Annotated in this window: 9 protein-coding genes; 1 reads left to right on the forward strand and 8 read right to left on the reverse strand. The window is 64.9% G+C overall.

What is annotated here, in order from left to right; translation table 11 throughout:
• Nucleotides 1-51 precede the first annotated feature (51 nt).
• From I41_RS24310 to I41_RS24330, 5 genes are all read right to left on the reverse strand, one after another.
• Nucleotides 52-876, reverse strand: coding sequence for an ExeA family protein (locus I41_RS24310; RefSeq protein WP_145435618.1), 825 nt, complete (start codon nucleotides 874-876; stop codon nucleotides 52-54).
• A gap of 18 nt (nucleotides 877-894) precedes the next feature.
• Nucleotides 895-1914: a cellulose synthase operon protein YhjQ/BcsQ gene (locus I41_RS24315; protein ID WP_145435619.1), complete on the reverse strand. Its 1020-nt coding sequence runs from the start codon at nucleotides 1912-1914 to the stop codon at nucleotides 895-897.
• Between the two features lie 22 nt (nucleotides 1915-1936).
• Nucleotides 1937-3133, reverse strand: a complete 1197-nt coding sequence (locus I41_RS24320) for a hypothetical protein (protein ID WP_145435620.1) — start codon at nucleotides 3131-3133, stop codon at nucleotides 1937-1939.
• A gap of 280 nt (nucleotides 3134-3413) precedes the next feature.
• Nucleotides 3414-8450, reverse strand: coding sequence for a WD40 domain-containing protein (locus tag I41_RS24325; protein ID WP_145435621.1), 5037 nt, complete (start codon nucleotides 8448-8450; stop codon nucleotides 3414-3416).
• Nucleotides 8451-8685: 235 nt separating this feature from the next.
• Complete coding sequence (locus tag I41_RS24330; RefSeq protein WP_145435622.1) at nucleotides 8686-13278, reverse strand: beta strand repeat-containing protein; 4593 nt, start codon at nucleotides 13276-13278, stop codon at nucleotides 8686-8688.
• Nucleotides 13279-13734: 456 nt separating this feature from the next.
• Here I41_RS24330 and I41_RS24335 point away from each other — a divergent pair, with 456 nt between their 5' ends.
• A complete protein-coding gene (locus I41_RS24335) occupies nucleotides 13735-14514 on the forward strand; it encodes a hypothetical protein (RefSeq protein WP_145435623.1) in 780 nt (259 codons plus the stop codon).
• A gap of 48 nt (nucleotides 14515-14562) precedes the next feature.
• On the opposite strand, the gene I41_RS24340 is transcribed toward I41_RS24335, so the two are convergent.
• From I41_RS24340 to I41_RS24350, 3 genes are all read right to left on the reverse strand, one after another.
• Complete coding sequence (locus tag I41_RS24340; RefSeq protein ID WP_145435624.1) at nucleotides 14563-16764, reverse strand: HlyD family efflux transporter periplasmic adaptor subunit; 2202 nt, start codon at nucleotides 16762-16764, stop codon at nucleotides 14563-14565.
• Nucleotides 16765-16776: 12 nt separating this feature from the next.
• On the reverse strand, nucleotides 16777-17640 hold the full coding sequence (locus I41_RS24345; RefSeq protein ID WP_246133898.1) for an efflux RND transporter periplasmic adaptor subunit: 864 nt from the start codon (nucleotides 17638-17640) through the stop codon (nucleotides 16777-16779).
• A gap of 84 nt (nucleotides 17641-17724) precedes the next feature.
• Nucleotides 17725-19812: an efflux RND transporter periplasmic adaptor subunit gene (locus I41_RS24350; protein ID WP_168207134.1), complete on the reverse strand. Its 2088-nt coding sequence runs from the start codon at nucleotides 19810-19812 to the stop codon at nucleotides 17725-17727.
• Nucleotides 19813-19887: the final 75 nt, after the last annotated feature.

Here is a 19887-nt window from a genome sequence, read left to right on the forward strand (position 1 = left end):
GCGCCGGGGACGCCCAGGCTCGCCCTTTTTGTCCGAAACGCGTGGGACGTGCTACGCCGCGGCAGGAACGGTGACGAGTTCGCCGTGAATGGCGTGAAGCGACTCGGCGTCGATCGCGTGCTGGCCATTGGCGAAGCCCACCAACAGGGCGAGGTCGCAGAGTCGATTAATCCGGCGCGGAATGCCGCCGGTAAGCTGGTGAATCGTCTTCAGGGCGTCGGCTGCAAAAATTTCGCGCGTGGCGCCGGCGGCTTCGAGGCGATGCGTGACGTAGCTAGCAGTTTCTTCCAACGACAGAGCGGGCAGCAAGACCTTGATATCGACTCGTTCATCGAGACCGCCGTGGCGTTGGACGATCGGACCGAGCGTCGGCTGGCCGACCAGCAGCAGCGTGAACGGCGGCGCGCCGCTAGAACCGAGATTGAGCAGCAAGCGTAGCGGCTCGAGCAGACCGCTGTCTTCGAGGAGGTGGGCTTCGTCGACGACCACGACGGCGCGTCGTTTACGGCTTACGTTGTCGGCGAGAATGTACTCCAAGCGCCGTAGGCTCTCCTCGATGGTATGGCGCGGCGGATCAGCCGGCGGGGCGCCGAGCTGCTCGGCGAGATACACCAGCAGATCGCGATCGCTCATCTGCGGAAAGACGACGCGCACAAACGGCTGGTAATCCGCGCCAAGCTGCTGACGCAGCGATTCGACGAGGAGCGTTTTGCCGACCCCCGCGGGTCCGGCGAGGAGGCCGGCGGCGCGGTTGTTTTCAATCGCATAGCGCAGTTTGTTGATCGCCGACTGAAAGGCGGCGCCGCGAAAGAACGTACGGTCGTCGCAGCCTGGTTCGAAGGGCTTCGCGTCGAGTTGCCAGTAATCGAGATACATGTCGGCTCGCGGTGAAAGTTAGGCGACGCGGAGTTGATTTTCGACCACGCCGAGGCAGATCGTTGCAAGTTCAGGAGCGGCCCGCAGCAACTGCTGCGGCTGAGCCGAAGTCGCGCCGCGGCCGGCGGCGACGAGCGCCCCATCGAGACGGCACTGCTGGATCACGCGCCGCGCAACGGGTCCCTGTTGGGGATCGGCGACGACGCCAAGATCAAACAGGACCACGTCGTAATGATAACGCAGGACGCCTGCGGTGACCGAGGCATGGATTGTTTCGAGTCGACTGGCCGCGGCAGGTCCGCCGATGGCCAAGGGGAGCAACGCTATTCTGTCGCCGAGCGAGTGAATGACCGCCTCGGCAAGAGAAACGCGGCCGGAGAGAACGTCTTCCCAACCGACCTCCGTTGCGAGCCCCAAGTGGAGGGCAAGCCCAGGCTTCGCGAAGTTGGCGTCGACGATGGCGACCGACTTGCCGGCCTCAACCAGCAGCCGCGCGAGGCAGGCGACCAGGGTGGTGCAACCGGCTCCGCCCACCTGTGCGCCAATGCCCAGCAGGCTGCGGCCCACGTCGTCGGCGGCGACGATCGCGTCGACGGCGGGTTGCAACTGTTGGCGGCAGCGTCGAACAAGTTGTTGGCTGACCGCTGACCAACGAAAGGAATCGACTTCGAGCGTCGGCTTGAAGCGGGCTTCAACGATTTGCGCAGGTTGGGCGTACGTCGACAGCGGGCGACGCTCGGTTGACCGCGGCGGCAGGCTGGGCCTGCGTTGGACAGTTGCTTCGGCGGACTCGATCGGTCGGCTCTGGGGGCCGGTCGCGACGGAGAACGCCGGCGCCGATGATGCGAAAGTCACCTGCTTTGCTTGCGGCTGAGCAACGGCGGCATCCATTGCCTGCACCGCAATGGACTCCACGACCTTTGCCGGCGGCGCTATCGAACTTCGCGCAGCCACGTTTACTGATAACCGCGGCGATGGCGCCGCTGCGGCTGCATCGACTTCGTAGGCGCGAATGAACGCCTGATCGATCGCGCTCATCGAGTCGCTCCTGAGGGAATCACTAGCGCGGCGATTGCGGCGGAGCGAATGCGGGACCGACTGTCTCGGCGACAGCGGGGGGCCAGGCGTTCGTCAGCGGCAAGGCGAGCGTCGCGGGAAATGGGGGATAAGGCGTCGTCGGATAGGGCGACGTCGACGTCAGCGAGGGGAGCACGGGAGTGGGCGTGATCGGCGGATCGGCCTGCCTGGTGGCCGCCTCAACCGGGATGGCCGGCTCCACTGGCGGCTCCGCGGAGCTGTTAGCGCTCGTCTCCGCCGGCGGCGGGGCAGGCGCAGGATATTCAGTTCCATCCTTGGAAGCCGTTAGTTGCGGCAATTGCGGCTGCTGGTTGAGCCACGCGGCAATCGGATCGTCCGCTTCGTCACTCGACTTGTTGGTGATCGGCGGCTGCGAATCGTTCGTCGCCGGCGGAGCAACGGGAATCGTCGGCGCGCCGGTGGAAAGATCGAGCGTCGGATTCGGCGGCAGGGGCGCCGCGAGCGTCGCGTTCGGTAAGCTGTGCGCGGGGGCGAGGGGTTGGACTTCCCATAGCGGCGGCGCGGCGGCTTCGCGCGGCTCGGGCGCTCGACGACCGGTCGTGAACAGATACAGGCCGCCAGCGCCCAGCAGGAGCAAGCTCATGGCGATGAGAGCTGTCCGCGGCTTTCGCGCGGCGTGCCACTGGTAGAGCTGCGCGGCAAATGACTCATGCGGGTGGTGGAGTGCGACGCCCTCGCCGGTGAGGGGTTGCGGCGGATCGATGCGGCGGTATTGACGCTGCGGGTTTGCCGCGCTGATCGCGGGACGTGACGTTTCGAAGTCAGCCGCTGATGGCGTCGCGGGCGATAAGTCGGGCGGCAACCGATGGAGGTTTAGGCGCGAGCCGTCCGCCAGTGTGCGCGCTGCCGTGGTTGGACGGTCGAGGCGACGGTTAAGCGGCTCGACAGCCACGAACTCTTCGCCAGCGGGCAATGCGGGATCAACGATCCTCAGTTGCGGAGCGACGACGTCGGACTCGAAGGGCGTTGGCGCGAAGGGCTGAGGCGCCGACTGGCCGAACGGCAAGATGTCGGCTGGCGACGCTGCCGGCTCTTCCAACGAATCAGATTCTCCCACCCAAGGCAGCTGCGCGAGGATCGGCCACTTGACGATCCCCTCGCCCTCGCGCGGCGGCGCGGCGAGCGGATCGAAGCCAGCATTGGTGGTGTCGTGGCTCACGTGGCAAATGCCGAGGAGTGGTGCTAGGGACGGGATGGCCGCCTGCTGGCGCAATGAGCGCGCGACAGGACGATCCGCCCAAGGAGGTATCGGAAGGGGTTGCGGCGATCTTGAGGATTGTCGCGAGAGGGGCGGCGGAAGCGCGACGCTAGCACCGCAACGCGACAAGCGCCGGAGTCGGGAACTCCTGGCCCTATGGAGCGAGCTTCAGAGCAGCGTAACGTCCGCCATGCTGAGCGCAGCGAAGAATGACGCTACCGCGAACTGTCACGCGATTTAGCTATTCAGCTGCGGTCCAAGGAAGCGTCGGCCAGAGGAGGGCGCGGCCGTCGCGGCCGCTGGTGAGAATCTGGCTGCCATCGGGAGAGAAGCTGACGGCCGTCACCTCCTCGCCGTGCCCGGCGAGGGTGAGGAGCTCTTTGCCCGTGGCGGCGTCCCAGAGCTTGACGCCGTTGTCCTCGCTGCCAGTGATGGCACGGCGACCGTCCGCCGACAGGGCGACGCTAGTGATGGCGCCGGTGTGCCCGGCGAGCGTCTGCTGGCGCTGGCCGCTCGCTGCATCCCAGACAATCGCCGTATTGTCGTCGCTACCGGTGATCACCCAACGGCCGTCGGCGGAGAAATCCGCGCTGCGAACAGCCCACTCGTGCCCGGCAAGCGTCAGCAACAGGTTACCGCTGGCGGCGTCGTAGACCTTGGCCGTTTTGTCGTTCGCTGCGGTGACCACTCGCTTTCCGTCAGGCGAGAAGGTCGCGTCGCGGAGCCGCGACTTGCCGTCGCCGAAAACAGGTTCGAGACGGGCCCCGTCGGCGGCGTTCCATAGTCTGGCCGTGCCGTCGTCGCTGGCAGTGATTAGCTTGGACCCGTCGGGGGAATACCGAACGCTATTGATGAAGCCATTGTGAATGGCGTCGAGTTTGACGAGAACTTTGCCGGTGGCGCGATCCCAGATCTTGGCGGAGCGATCCCAGCTGCCGGTGGCGACATGCTTGCCATCGGGCGAAAGGTCGGCGGAGGCGACGACGCCGTGGGGACTGAAGCGAACTTCAAGCGCGCGACTGTCGAGACTGAAAATCCGGGCGTCGTTGCCGCCGATGACGAGCACGCCCCGATCGTGCGGCGCAAATCGTGCGGCCCAGACGAGACCGCCGCGATCGCCGAGGTTGAGCCAGGGGCCGCCATCAGCGGCGACGAGTTCTTCGCCGTCGGCGAGATTCCATAGTCTGACGGTTCCGTCGGCGGCGCAGGCGGTGATCGCCAGTTGACCATCGCGGGACATGTCGATGGACGTGAAGGCGGTTTCCGTTTCTGGCATGGCCGTCGTCGCGGCGGACTTCGATGGCGACGCCATGGTGCGGAGCAGCTTCGCGTCGGCGAGCGACCAAAGTCGCAGCTTGCCGTCGTCGCATGATGTGAGCGCGACGCGGCCATCCTGACTGACGGCAACGTCGGTCACCCATTCCGGATGTTTGAGGACGCCGGCGCGGATCTCCTGGGCGGCGGCGACGTCCCACTGACCGCACGTGTTGTCGCCGCTGGAGGTGATGAGCCGGGCGCCATCGTCGGCGAACGTCATTGCGGTAATTGTGCGGCTATGGCCGCGCAGCCACTCACCAGCCTGCCATTCGTTGAGGGCGGGATCAAAACGCCACAGTCGGCAGTCGCCGCGATCGTCGCCGGTAGCGAGCAGTTTGCCGCCCGGTGCGAAAGCGAGCGCGGTGACCTCCGCATCGTGGCCAGCGAGGGTCGCCACTCGATCCCCGCTGTTCGCGTCCCAAACAATCGCTGTTCCTGCGTCGCCGCCGGTCGCGATCAGCTCAGCGTTGTCGCTCACGTCAAGCGCGGCCGTGCGGCCCGTGTCGTCGAGACGTCGGGTCTCGGCTCCAGTGGCGACGTCCCATAGGCGGACGGTGCCGTCGCCGGCGCCGGTAGCGAGCCTCGAACCGTCGCCAAAGAAAATGGCCGAACTCGCGAGAAAGTCATGTCCCTCGGCTAGATGCTCGAGTCGTTCCAACGAGTTGGCGTTCCAGACAGAAGCCGTTCGATCGCGGCCAGCGGTAACGATCTGCTGGCCGTCGGGCGAGAACCGCGCCGAGAGAATCGCGTCGCGGGAATCTTCGTCGCCAGCCGCCAACTCGCGCTGTTCGGCGTACGTTGCAGGGCGCCAGAGTTTGATTTGCGCGTCTCGACCGCCGGAAAGGAGCAACTGGCCATCGGGCGAGTAGGCGACGCTGCGTACGTGACTGGCGTGGCCGCGCAGCTGTTTGAGCGGCTTGCCCGTCTCGAGGTTCCAAACGACGACGACGTCGTCTTGGCCGCCGCTGGCCAGCGTCTTGCCGTCAGGGGCAAACGCGAGCGTGCGCACCGGACCGCGGTGCGCCAGGAGTTCGGTCTGCTGCGCCGGCGGGTCGGGGATGCCATCGAGGCGACGGGCGATGTCGACGCCCTGCGCTTCATTGGGCCGCCACAGCAGCACGCGACCGTCGTAACCGGCAGTAGCGACTTGATCGCCGGCGGGGGAAAAACGGGCTGCGTAGACAGGTCCGCGATGGCCAGTGAACTCCGTCAACTTTTCGAACGGCGCGCTTGAGGCTGCGACGGCAGCTGGTGCGGACCCGCCATCGGTCGGGGAGTGCGGGGTGGCGCGGCGCCAAACGATCGCCTTGCCATCCTGCCCCGTCGTCACGATCTGCTGTCCGTCGGGGGAGAACTCGGCCGACCAGACCCACCAGCTGTGGCCCTTCAGAGCCTGCAACTGCTGGCCGGTCGCGAGGTCCCAAAGTCGCGCCGTCTGGTCGTATCCGCTGGTGAGCAGGTAACGGTCGTCCGGCGAAAAACGGACGCTGAGGACTGCATCCTCGTGGCCCTGGAGCTTGGCGAGCAGTTCGCCCGTGTCGACGCGGTAAATGTGAACGCTGCCGTCGCTGCCGCCGGCGGCGAGACGCTGGCCAGCCTGATCGTACGCGACGGCGTGGACGTACTCGCCTTGCGGAAACTCGCGTTCGGGCTTGCCGGTTTGCAAGTTCCAAATGATCGCCTTGCCGTCCCAGTCGCCCGTGGCCGCATGAACGCCATCGGGGGCGAACGCAGCAGCGTCGATCGGCGCGGCATTCTTCCAGGAGCGATCGGCCAAGTTGCACAGGAAATCGAGCCGGCCCCATTCCCAGCCGCGGAGATCGGGCGGGCACTGGGCGAGCAGTTCGGCCGCCCGATCGAACGAGCCTTCCTCGATCTTCGCTTTGGTCAGTCCGATTCGTGCGACGTAAGCGGCGTATTCTTCAGCTGTTTTTGCTTTCTCGGCCCTGTTTCGCTCCCTAAGGGCATCTGCGAGATTAGACTCCGCTCTACCTTCTGCTTCGCGGGCTCGCTCCGCCTCTACCTCGGCGCGACCGCGAGCGACTTCGGCCTCTTGAAAATTCTTCGTCGCTTCGGCCTCGGCGGTGACGGCGCGATTCCGCTGCGAGACCGCTTCGTCGCGCTGCGAGCGCACGGCGACGAAGGCAATCGAGACGATGCCGATGACCGACGCCACAAGCGCCGCGACGGCGCCCTTGAGCAGCTTGATGCGCCGCTTGCGCGACTCGCGTTCGGCGAGCCCGCGTTGCAACTCGGCCAGCGTTTCGCGATGCGATTCGCGTTGCTGGTCGAGCAGCGAGACGCCGAGATCGAAGTCGCCCTTGGCAAGAGCCAACTTGGCGTAATCGACGCGAGCCGAGTCGAGCAACGATGACGCGCGATGATTGCCGTCCCACAGGGCGAGGGCTTCCTCCAGTCCGTAGGTCGCGCGGGCATACAGCTCGTAATCTTGTCGCTCTTCGGCGAGCTGCAAGTTCCGCTGCGCATGTTCGACGAGCTGGATGCTTTGCGAATGGGACTGATATTCCCGCACCGCCCGCTGGAACTCGGGGACGCTCGCATGGCGTTCCGCCATGTCGGTCGCCATCGCCTTCATGGCGATCTCGACCAACTCGCCGGACTTCTTGGTTTCGACAATCTGGTTCTTGGCTGCCGAGAAGAGGCAGGCCATCACGGTCTTGCCGCTGTGGGGCGGCCTGCCAGTGATGATCTCGAACAGGATGGCGCCGAGCAGATAGACGTCGCTGGCCGTGGTGATCTTGTCGATCGGCCCCGTCGCCATCTCGGGCGCCATGTAAGCCGGCGTGCCGCCCATGGCGTCCGACTGCGAGACGCTCGCCGCGTTGGGGAAGTCGGGACTAACCCGTGCGAGGCCCCAGTCCATGACCAGCACTTCGCCGAAGTCGCCGAGCATGATGTTCTCGGGCTTCAGATCGCGATGGATCACGCCGTTGACGTGTGCGAACGCCACCGCGTCGGCGGCACGCAGCAGAATCGTCAGGTTCTCGTCAAGCGACCGCTCCTTGATCACCTTGTTCCACGGCGTCCCCTTGACTCGCTTCATCGAGTAGAAGAGAGCACCGTCGTTATTGGCGCCCAGATCGTAGATCGGGACGATGTTCGGATGATCAAGCTCGCCCGTGACGACTGCTTCGGAAATGAACTTTTCGCGCTGGGCGGCGTTCTTGCTGTCGTCGCCCTTGAGCATCTTCAGGGCGACGGTCCGCGCGATCGACGATTGTCGCGCCGCGTAGACGACGCCCATCCCCCCCTCGCCGATGACGTTCAGCAGTTCGTAGTCGGGGGCGTCGGCGGGCGACGTCGTCACCATGCTCGAAGCGCCGGGGGGCCGCACGGTGCGCGACTTCACGATCAACGACGAGCTCGTGACGAACGAGCCGGTGATCGTTTCCTTCTGTTTGATCGTGACGTTGGGATCGGCCGCCTTGCCGTCGATGGCCCCTTCCCAATGCGACGTCAGCATGCTGTCGTCGACTGCCGACGAGCCGCCGAGGAACTGCACCGTCTGCTCGGCATTGAAGGCGACCGTCTTCGGAACCACGTCGGGTTGGTCGTCGGAGAGCTCGACTTGACTCGTGTCGATGAGTTCAAGCGAGACGACCGTCTCGCTCGACGAGCTCCCGGTAGGCGGCAACTCGATTGTCATCTCGTTGCTGCTGAGCGACGTTACCGCCGGCGTCTCCGGCTGCTCGGACAGGAACCACTTCCCTTGGGCCGCGGATGACGGCTCGACGGCTTTGAAGTCGGCGATCGTCGCCTCGGGCCCGGCGTCGGTGGGAGCTTTGCTTGGCCGCACGCGCTCCGCGTCGTTCTCCAGATCGTTCGGCTCAGCGATATTCCGCCGCGGCAACTGCCGAACGACCGCGCCGCACGACGGGCAGCGCCCCGCCTTGCTGGCGGCTTCGTCCATCGGATGTTGGCAGTTAGGGCAGGCGGACATGCGTCGTGGTTGGAACGAACGTTATGCATCATGCCAAGCAGAGCGAAGCACCTTGCCGCCCGCTTGGGAAGCCAGGTTCGTCACTAAGCACAGCATGGCGGGGCCGAGTGTAAGCTTTGATTGTAATCACCGACGCCCATGGGCCTGCCAGGCGGGCAGGACGCCCGAAGGGCGTGGCCCTCCGGCTGGGGGGGGGCAAATGCCCCGTCGAGGCCGATCGGAGCGAATTTGCCGGCTAGCGGGGCTTCTTGGGGCGGTGAGTTGCCGCCGAGCGCAGCCGTTTCCACTGGTCGGGCTTCGCCCGTGCAAGGGCCTCCTCCAGCGTGCGGAAGGAATTCTTCCCGGCGCCCGACAGCGCGATCGCGACGCCCGCCAGCGTCGCGCTGTGATAAATCGCCGTCGACGAGCGCGGGCCATGACGCCACTGGGACGAAGCCTGCGGCTCGACCGGCTCCCCGGCGACGGGGGCCGGTTCGCCTTGCTCTGCTGCGGCCGGCTGCTGATCGACGGGACGAGTCGTCGACTCTTCGGTCGGCGGCCGGTCGCGGGCCCCCTCGCTGTCGTCCCCTGGGTCGATCAGCTTGCCATTCCGCACAAAGACTTCGATCACGAGCCGTCGACTATTGGTTTCCGACTGAACCAGGAAAATCTTGTAATGGTTGTCGGGCAGGTTGCGAAAGAGAGCCGGCAGATTGTTCAGAACCTTCGCCGGCAACCGATAGCCGGGTCCTTCGGTCCCGTCGGGATTGATCACGCGAAGTTCCAGAAATCGCTCGCTGGTCGCACGGGCGTCGCCGCCGCCGCCGCCGACGTCCACAGTGGTCGTGGTTGCGAGCCGCGCGTCGACGTTGGTCCGCAACAGCGGGACGACCTGACGATCCGGGAAGGTAAGGATGGCGACTTGAGGCGTCGTGTCGATGCGGAACTTCTCGGCTCCTAAACCTGGCTGCGAAATCGCGACCGCCTCGACGTTGCTCGCCCCGTTCGCCGCCACGCCCGGCGTGCCAAAGTCGTCGTCGAGTATCTGCACCGTGATCGTGATATCGGCCGTGGGGTTGAGCGGGTCGGGCGGGCCGGAGTAAGTGTGCGTGTAGGTAAGCGGCTGACCTTTTGAGTTCGCCGGGACGTGAATTGTTTCGACTGTATCGCCCCAGTCGACGACGACGTCGAACTCATCGGCGCCCGGATCGTCGAACTGCAGGGTAAGCGTGGTCTGGCCTTTCGTGTTGACGTCGGTGGCAACGATGGGGTTGAGCGCGGGGTTGACGTTCAATACCGTCACTTCGATCGCCTTGGTCACCGTGCCGCCGTCGTCATCCTCCAGCGTCACCGTGATCGTGTACTTGTTGTCGGCATCGTTGTCGGCGTAAAGATGCGAATCGACGAGCGTGCCGATCGTCGCCACGCCTGGGGAACCGTTGGCAACGCTCGCGGGCAACACGCCGGTTTCAGTCGTGCCGTCGCCCCAATTGATCGTGTACTTGAACGACTCTTGCGAGGCGCCACTGGGATTGCTCGGGTTGTTAAAACCCGGATCGCTGAACGTTCCCAAGTTCGGCAGATTGAGCGTGTCGCCTTCGTTAATGACGAAGACGTCTGTCGTCAGGTCGAGCGACGGGGCCACATTCTCCACGGAGATTGTAAACGTCCGATCGACAAAGCCGCCGTCATCATCCTTGAACCGGACCGTGACGGTGTAAATGCCATTGTCGGCGTAATGGTGGGCCGCATGCGCAAAGACGCCAGTCGTTGCATTGCCCGCGCTCCCCTTGGCGCCGACGCTGACCGTCAGTGAATCTGAAGCGGACCCATCGCCCCAATCGACCGTCGCTCCTTGGAACGTTTCCTGGGTCCCCAAGGCATCGTTGTCGAATCCTGGATCGGCGGCGCCAACTCCCAGTCCCGCCAAGGTGATCGGCGCCCCTTCGTCGACGACGATCGATGGGTTCGTGAAGGTCAGCGTCGGGTCGACGTTCTGCACGGTGACTTGGAACTGCTTCACCGTAACGCCGCCGTCGTCGTCCTTGACAGTGACCGTAACGGTATAGACGCCGTTGTCGGCATAGATGTGGTTCGCGTCGAACGAACCGGCCGTGGCGTTCCCTTCGGAACCAATCTGGTCGATCGTGGGGAGGCCCGACTCCACTGCCGAGCCGTCGCCCCAGTTGATTTCGTAGGTGAACTCTTCAGTCGTTTCGCCCCCGGTGAGAATGTTGCCCGCGTTGAGCGGGTTATCAAAGCCGGGGTCCGTAAACTGCCCGATGTTGGTCAACGAGAGGAGCGAACCTTCGTTGACAGTTTGCGGTCCGACGACTGTGACGCTCGGCGCCACGTTCGCCACGAAGACGGTCGCCAAGCTGTTGCCGACGCCGCCATCGTCGTCGACCACCTTGACGTGCACAGCGTACGTGCCGTTATCGGCGTAGACGTGACTGGCGCTGAACGTATAGCCAGTCGCCGTGCCGGTCGTCACCTGTCCGTCGCCCCAATTGATTTCAACTTGGTGGGAGTCTTGCGAACCTGGATCGTCGAACGTGATCCCGAGGTTCACTCCGCCCCCCTCCGCAATGCTGCTCCCAACCGGTGCAATGAGAACGTTGCTGGGCGCGACATTCGACACGTTCACCGTAGAGTTCGCCGTCGCCTGCCCGCCGTCGTCGTCGCGGACCTTGACGTTCACCGTGTATTCGTCCGACGACGTCCCCGTCGGATTGTCGTCGAGATACTGATGGGTGGCGGTAAATGTCCGAGAGCCGGCCGCCACCGCGAGCGTTTCGACCGTGCTGTCGCCCCAGTCGACCTCGACCGTGTGGCTGTCGAGCGTGCCCGGATCGTCGAACGTCAACTCCAGCGTCGCAACGCCGTTCTCGTCGATCGCGGCAATCGGCTGGATCTGAACATTCGACGGCGCCACGTTCGAGACCTGCACCGTCTGCGACGCTGTTGCGAGGCCGCCGTCGTCGTCGCGGACCTTGACGTTCACCGTGTATACGTCCGACGACGTCCCCGTCGGATTGTCGTCGAGATACTGATGGGTGGCGGTAAATGTCCGGGAGCCGGCCGCCACCGCGAGCGTTTCGACCGTGCCGTCGCCCCAGTCGACCTCGACCGTGTGGCTGTCGAGCGTACCCGGATCGTCGAACGTCAACTCCAGCGTCGCAACGCCGTTCTCGTCGATCGCGGCAATCGGCTGGATCTGAACATTCGACGGCGCCACGTTGTTGACCTGCACGGCCGCCGAACCAAAGCCTGCGCCGCCGTCGTCGTCGGTCACTTTGACGATGACGGCGTACGTGCCGTTGTCGCCGTAGGTGTGATTCGCGTTCAGGGCGTGCCCGACGGCCGTGGCGGTCGTGACGTTGCCGTCGCCCCAATTGATCTCTACCTGGTGCGTATCCTGGGAGCCAACGTCATCGAACGCGATGCCCAGGTTGACCTGCGTCCCCTCATTGGTGATCGTCGCCACCGGCGAGACGACGACATTACTGGGGGGGACGTTCAGCACCTTTGCCGTGGCGCTGCCGCTCGCTTGGCCGCCGTCGTCGTCGCGAACCTTGACGTTTACGGTGTAGACGTCCGCCACGGTGCCGGTGGGATTGTCGTCAAGGTACTGGTGATTGGCGGTGAATGTTTGCGAGCCGGCCGCCACCGCGAGCGTTTCGACCGTGCCGTCGCCCCAGTCCACCTCGACCGTGTGGCTGTCGAGCGTTCCGGGGTCGTTGAACGCGAGGTTCAGGACGGCGACGCCGTTCTCGTCAATCGCCGCGATTGGGTTGATTTGCACGTTTGACGGCGCCACGTTGACGACGGTCACTCCCTTGGTTGCACTTCCCTCGCCAAGGTCGTCATCCAACACGCGCACCTTCACGGCGTACACGTCCGACGACGTGCCCGTTGGATTGTCGTCGAGGTATTGGTGACTCGCCGCCAGATTTCTCGCGCCGACGGCGACTGACAGCGTCTCGACGGTCCCGTCGCCCCAGTCGACTTCCACCGTGTGACTGTCGAGCGTGCCCGGGTCGTTGAACGCGATGGCCAGCGACGCCACGCCATCCTCGTTTACAGGCTGGATCGATTGAATCTGCACGTTGAACGGCGCAACGTTGTTGACTTTGGCGACGGTGGCGGCCGTCGTCTCGCCAAGGTCGTCATCGGTCAGGCGCACATGAATGGCGTAGCTGTCCGACGCCGTGCCAGTGGGATTGTCGTCAAGGTACTTGTGCGTCGCCGAGAACGTGCGATCGCCGGTCGGTACGGTAAAGACCTGAACCGCGGAACCATCGCCCCAATCGACTTCGACTGTGTGGTCGTCGACCGTTCCGGGATCGTCGAAGGAAAGTTGCAGCGTGGCGACGCCGTTTTCGTTGATTGGCGTCACCGGTGAAATCTGAAGATTGGCAGGAGCGACGTTTAGCACCGTGATCTTGGACGTCTCATCGGCAAACTCGCCGGCCGAATCGATCACGCGCACCGCAACGTCGTAGTCTTCCGTCGCGGGACCGGGCAGATTGTCATCGAGGTATTGGTGAGTCGTGGAGAAACTCGTCACTCCGGCGGCAAGCGAGAATGATTCGGTAGTGCCGTCCTGCCAATCGACTTCGATCGTATGCGCGTCGAGCGCATCGGGGTCGTTAAACGTGAGCGACAGCGTCGCCACGCCGTTCTCGTTGATGACGATCGGGGTCTGGATGACAATGTCGCTCGGCGCCGTGTTGCCATTGAGGTTGGCAACGGGCGGAGTTGCAGCCGGGTCGTCGCTCGTCGGCGCGATCGCCGTCGAGACGGCGACGGTCTCTAGCGCCAGCGCAGGTCCGGCGGCGTCGAGCATGCGCCGTGGTTCAAGCCGTCGCGACGCGAGCGTAAACGCAGGCGTGGTCGGCTTTCTTGGCCCCGCTCCCAATAAATCGGCAAGCCGTCCCCAGAGCCGTTCAACCGCCACGAAGGCTCGACGCCGGCGTTGAATCGGGTTGGTTGGGCGAGGTGCGTGCGACCGGGAACGGCGGCGCGGAGGAGTGGCCATAAGGCGTCGATCAATTCAGCTGGGAAAAGTTTGCGTAGCAGAGCGCCGCCGGACGGTTCGCGTCAGCCTCGATTATCCGGTGAATTTCACCAGGGTGTCAAACATCTTGCGCCGCTGATCGCCTGCGCTGGCAGACTTTGCGGGCGCCGCCACATCTGCTGAAGGCGCCGGTTGTAGCGAACCGAAAACTGGTCGATAGGGCGTCTTCTCGAAACGAGCCCACTCCGGTAACTACGGGCGATCTTGAACTCGGTGCGAATCGGCATGGCGGGAACAAACCATTTTCGGAGCAGCTGTCGCCGCCAATGGCTGGCGTCGCTCGGTTGCGGTCTGGTCGCGGCGGCACTTTTTGGCAACGCGGGCGCTGCCCCGGCGGCCGATCGCTTTGCCGAAGCAACGCCTGGGATAGCCATTCCCGCAGCGTTCCAGCCGCCGGTGGCCCCCCTGCGGCAGCCGCCATCGCTAGGTCAGCCGGCTGTGGAGGACGCGATTATCGCCACCGAACGGGAGGAGGCCGCCAACGCCGCTGAAACAATCGACGCCCAGGAAGAACCGCTCAACGATCCGGAAGCCGACGCTCGACGCATTTACCGGCCGATTGGGCAAGTGACGGTCAACACAGCGTTGCCGCCGGGCGAGATGCCGGGGGCTTTGGCTCGGCAGGAGGGCGACCCGCCGCCAGTGGTGATGCCGCTGGTGGGCGATCAACGCTTGGAAGGGGGTTGGGGAGACCAGCTGTTCAACTGGTCGGCGACGCAGTTTTGCCACCAGCCGCTGTACTTTGAGGAAGTAAATCTGGAGCGTTATGGCTATGGCTGCCGGCCCTGCATGCAGCCGCTCGCATCTGGAGCTCATTTCTTTCTGACGGTGCCGGCGCTCCCCTACAAGATGGTCGTCAACCCGCCGCGTGAATGCGTCTATACGCTTGGCTACTATCGCCCTGGCGATCGCGTGCCGTGGCAGCGCAACTACCTACCCTGGGACACGCGTGCCGCTGCCGTGGAAGCCGGCGTCGCGGTGGGATTGGTGTTCTTGATTCCTTAGAGCGAGCCGGGTCGTCCCGACCCCGGCGACTTCCTCGCGCGCACATAGCTAAAACACTCGCAAAAACGTCTGGCGCAGCGAGTTCATTACCAGCGTGCCGATGTTGCTCTCGTCAGTATTGATCTTCGCCACGCCGCGGGCGCCCGGCAGCAGCGGCGCCCCGTCGCCGTCGACTTCGATCTGCACGACATGGTAGCGATCGTCGCCCAGGGGCGACTGCTGCGCTGGACCTTTGCCGGCCGCGTCTTCGTGGTTACGGCGCGCCCGCCGCGCAACCTGCACGACGCGCCCGGTGAGGGGCGTGAAGGGCTGTTCTGCGACCAGCAATCGTACTGCCTGGCCGGGGGCTACTGTCGGCGCGTCCGCCTGCTCGACGCCGGCCCACGCGACAACGCCTTTGCCGGCGGCGATCACGCAGAGAGGCGTCTGGGGTTCGATCCACGCGCCGAGGTTCTCCGCAGCGAGCGGCGAGCCGTGCCAAACGGGAAGACGATCGCCGGCTTCGCGGCTGGCGTGCCTTTCGGGAGCGGCCAGGACGCGTCCCGCGTGGGGCGCACGAATGGTTAGCGCGTCGACCTGCGCCCGAAGCTCGGCCAGCTCTGCCTCGGCGGCAGCCAACTCAGCGCGAGCAGTCGGCAATTGTCGGCTCGCTGCCGGGAGCGACGACTGCAGCGTCCGGAGTTGAGCGAGGCGAACGCGGCGCTCACGAACGAGACCTTGCGCCTCCAGCAGAGCCTGTTCAAGCTCTGGGTTGCTCAATTTGATGACGACGTCGTCCTGGTCGACTTCGGCGCCGACGGGCGCCGCAAATCGCAGTTCCCCGCCGACGGCGGCGAAAAGCGGGTGGGCTTCCGCCGGCACGATCACCACGGGCGCCGCAACCCGCCGCTGCATGGGCACACAGCAAATCGCCGTGAGCGCAGCGAACAACATCAACGACGACGCTCCCATGCGATCCCAACGCAGCCGCGCACGGACGGCGGGATTGGTTGCCATGCGAAACGCGGCCATGGCCGGCCGAGCCAACATGCCTGCGAGCGTGACGAGAGCGAACGCATAAACGAGATTCTGCAGCTGAAGCGGCCGTGCGACGCGCAGCAGCAGAATCAGCAGACCGCCCAGGACGAGTGCCATGTAAATCTTCGAGCCGATGGCGTAAAGCCATAGCGCTCGTCGCTTGGCCGGCGAGAGCAGCGGATCGACCGGCGTCGCTTCGCCGAGCAGCCAGTTTCGCCAAGCTCCTCCGACTAATTTTCGCGCCCGCTCGGCGAGGTTCGGCACTTCGAGCAGATCCGAAAGGATGTAGTAACCGTCGTAACGCAACAGCGGATTGGCATTGATCGCCAGCGTCCCGACCGAGCAGACCACCACCAGGCTCAGCGCCATGGCGTGGACGATCCCTGGCTCCGTGCGACTCCATACCAGTATGGCCGTTGAGGCAATCAGCAGTTCGGCGAACATCCCGCCGGCGGAAACGCCAATGCGCTGCCACTTGCTCGGCAGGCGCCACGCATCGGAGACGTCGCAGTACAGACTCGGAAAGCCGGCCAGCAGCAGCACCCCCATTTCACGCGGTCGCGCCCCGAAATGGCGACACGCCAAGGCATGGCCGAATTCGTGCGCCACTTTGACGGCGATCACGGCGCCGACCCACACTGGCCACAGGCGGGGACTGACTAAGTCGCCGAGGCCGGCAAGGTTCAAGCCAATCTCGCTCGCTCGACCAAGGGCAGTCGCCAGCGCGCCGATTGCCAACGCCACGATGACCGCCAAGCCGACCCGCGAGAAGGCCCAATCGACGGCACGATAGATTCGATCGACGGTGGGCCCGACGTCGAAACCGCCAAGCCGCAGCGACAACACCTGCAATAAGTTCGACCAACGCTCCTGTCGCCGTTGGAGTCGGCCCCGTTGGTATAGTTCGTCCCCGCAACCGGCAGTCTCGGAGACGAGCAATCCTTGTTCATAGAGCCTGTCGACGAACTGTTGAATCTGCTCGACCGTCGCGCGCCGGGGGGCGAAGGCGGTTTCGAGCTCGCGCTGCAGCATGCGCAAGCTCACGGGTTGTCTCAGCGCGGCCAGCAGTGCATGTTCCTCGCTGGAGAATTGAAACGCCTCGCCGGTTACCGGGTCCTGCACCATGTAGGCGGCGTCGCCGCCGAATTGCATTTCGACGATCCGCAGGTCGCCACGCGCGCGCAACGGCAAAATGCGATCAGCGGCGGCGCGGCGATAATCGATGTTCGACATACAATGGAGACGCTAATTCGCTTCCGTCGTCTGGAGCTTCAACTCTCCGTGCTCGCCTGGTCGCAGCTCGCCTTGGCGGTTGTCAATCTCCGCCCAGACGCGGACTTGACTCGTGACCGGATCGATCTCGGGGCTGATAAACTTCAGAACTCCTTCGACGCCGCCGGCAGCGGAAACCGCGTCGTTGTCGCGACTTGCCGCGAACGTCGCTCGGCTACCGACGGCAACCTTGCCCAGGATGCTCGCCGGGGCGAAACCCTCCGCTCGCAGCCGGTCGACGGCGACCAATCGCAGCACGGGCGCTCCGGGCTCGACCCACTCCCCTGCCCTTCCCCGCACCAGCGCGACGACGCCGGCAAACGGGGCTCGAACCCCATGCAAGTCGAGATCTAGCTTCGCCGTCTCCACCGCATTCTCCTTGAGCTGCAATTCAAAGCGGTCGATCTCCAGGTCGTGCTCAGCCTGTCGTCGCTCCAGTTCGAGCTTCTCGACAGTGAGCCGTTCGACGTCGAGCTGCGACTGCGAGATGCTCCGCGCAAACTTGTCGTTCGATTCGCTGGATCGCATCATTTCAGCGCGCGCCACTTCCAGCGCCTTGTCGGCGTACTCGATCCGCAACTCATTGGTCGCTTTCGCATGGACCTGGGCTCGCTCTAGTTCCGCTTTGGCGACGGCCAGCTTCGCGGCCCGATCGTCGAGTGACGCCAAGAGGTCGCCCGCTTGCACCGAGGCGCCTTCCTCCACGGCAATGCTGGCCAAGACGCCCGTCTGTCGTGCGGGAACTTCCGCCTCGACGAGGGGCCGGAGGACGACCGAATCGATCACCACAGCGTCGGCAGCGACGCTCGCTCGCTGCTGTGCAATGCCGACCAACATGGCCAACGACCAGATCGTTAACCAGCTTAGGGACCATCTTGCCATCGTGTTTGACGCCCGCAGTTCGAAAAGAGGTGCATCACGCTAAAAGGTGATCCATCGATAGATCGTCGCCGCTGCGTCGTGCAGCCAGACATAGCCGAGCGAACGCCGGCCGCAATCAATGCGGACGGACGCTGCCATGCCAGGTCGTGCGGCCGCGGGCGGAGTTGCATCGACGGCTAGCCGCACCTGCACGGGCGCGGCCGCGTCCTCCAGGCCATCGGCCTCCAATGGCGCCGCAGAGTCGATCGCCACAACGTGCGCCGGATAGGTCGCGGTGACGTCGCCGCTCAGGCGGAAACTTGCTGCGACGCTCGTAGGCGGATTGCTCGCGACAGCGGCCGCTTGCGCTTCGACCACGTCGCCCACGTCGCGCTGCGGGACCTCAGCACGCAACTGCCAGCCGCTGCCGACGTCCGCGATGGTGAGCAACGCTTGCCCGCGCTCCACCGGCCGCGACGACAATAGACTCTGGACGTCAGGCGTTAGCACCTCGCCGGCGATCGGGCTACGGAGGGTCAGCGCCTCGTGTCGCTCGGCTAGCAACGCTTCCTGCGCCCTCAGCGTAGCCAGCCGTTCTTCCAATTGCCGTTGCTCCGCCGACAAGGGCAATCGATCTTCCGTCTCGCGATCCGCCAACTTGCGATCGGTACGAGTGACGGCGAGCGCGGCCAGGCGTTCCCGGGCGCCGTCGACTTCGCCGCGAACTTGCTGCAGCTTGAGGGCAAGTTCCGGATCGCTCAGCACGATGAGGACGTCGCCTTGCCGCACCTGTTGGCCATGTTCAACGCGAATCTCGGCGACAGTTCCCGTAGCCGAGGCGAAAATCTCTCGCTCAACCGCTGCCGCCAGGGTCGCCGGCGCCTCGACCGACAGTTGCGCCGGCACGAATGCGAGGGCAGCCGCGCAAGTTGCCGCCGCACCGATCATCCATAACGCCCGCCGACGCTGCAGCGGGCGCTGCCATGCGGCTAGCCGATCGGACCAAACGAGCGCGGTGCGCACCGGAAATCGATCGAGCGTCGCCGCCCGCGCGAGCGACGGAGCGCACAGCTCGCCGATTTCGACAAGCTGACGCTGCCAACCATCGTCGGCGGCGCCGTCGAAGCGTTCAGCAATGAGCACGGCATCGTACCGCGTGCGCTTCACGCGATCGCTAGAAGGGACAGTCTCATCCGGTGTAGAAAGCTCCAATCCAATTGGGGCGCCTGCCAGCTGGCGGGCGTGGGAACAGTCGAGATGATCCGCCAGCGCTGAAGCCAGGCGCGGCGGCAGATCGAGTTCATCAGCATGGCCGCCCTCGTGAAGAATCGGCTCGCCCCAGTTGGCAATGTCTTCCGCCAGTCGCTCCGACAGTCGCGCAAACTCGCTCTGCCGGTCGACACGGCTCGCTCCGCTCACGCAGAGCAGTCGCCACGTCTCGTCAACCCGCAGCAATAATGCGACGCGATCGCACGATAACAGTCGCCGCGCCTCATTGGCCACGGCAAACGCCGTCCCCGTCAGGTTGCGCGGCTGTTGGATGCGCCGCAACAGGTCGACGGCTTGCAGCTGTACCTCGGCCGTCGCGCGCAGCCGTCGTAGTTCGCTGAGCGCGTGGTAGTCGGCGGCGATCGATGCCAGGGTCGTTACCAGTTCGCGGCGCGCTTCCTGCAGCGCGCTGCTCGATTGGTCGCGGAAGAAAAACTCCAGCGCGCCAACGGCCGCCGGCGACGATGCGCCTCCCGCGGCGACGTCGGCAATGGCACAGATGATCGGTCCCGCGTCGGTTGGATGGTGGTTGTCCAGGGCAATCGCCTGGGAAACGAATTTCAGTTGCCGGCGGACGGCGTCGCGCCGTTCCGCAACAGGCCGTTCCCCAACCGAGAAATCTCTGGGAACAGCTCCAACCGCTTCGTCGGCGCCGTCGGAAACCTCAACCAACAATTCAATGGCATCGCGCGTGGTGCGCAGCCAGGCGCCCCCCGCCGTCGCACCGCTGGCCGCGCACGCTTCCATCAGTAGGCGCCGGAAGAACTCGCGCGGCATTAGCTCGCTGCGAGCCGCTTCGTGCAGGCGTTCCACCAGCGCCTCCAGCTGCGACCAGCTAGCATTCGAGCGATCAGCGGAGACCAGGGGCGGATCGGACATGACTTCCAGTATAGGCACGTCGGTAGCAAAGCAGCCGGCGATCGGCAGGCTGCGGAGACGGCATTCGCTCATGCA

Source organism: Lacipirellula limnantheis, from assembly GCF_007746075.1.
In the GTDB taxonomy this organism is placed as follows: domain Bacteria; phylum Planctomycetota; class Planctomycetia; order Pirellulales; family Lacipirellulaceae; genus Lacipirellula; species Lacipirellula limnantheis.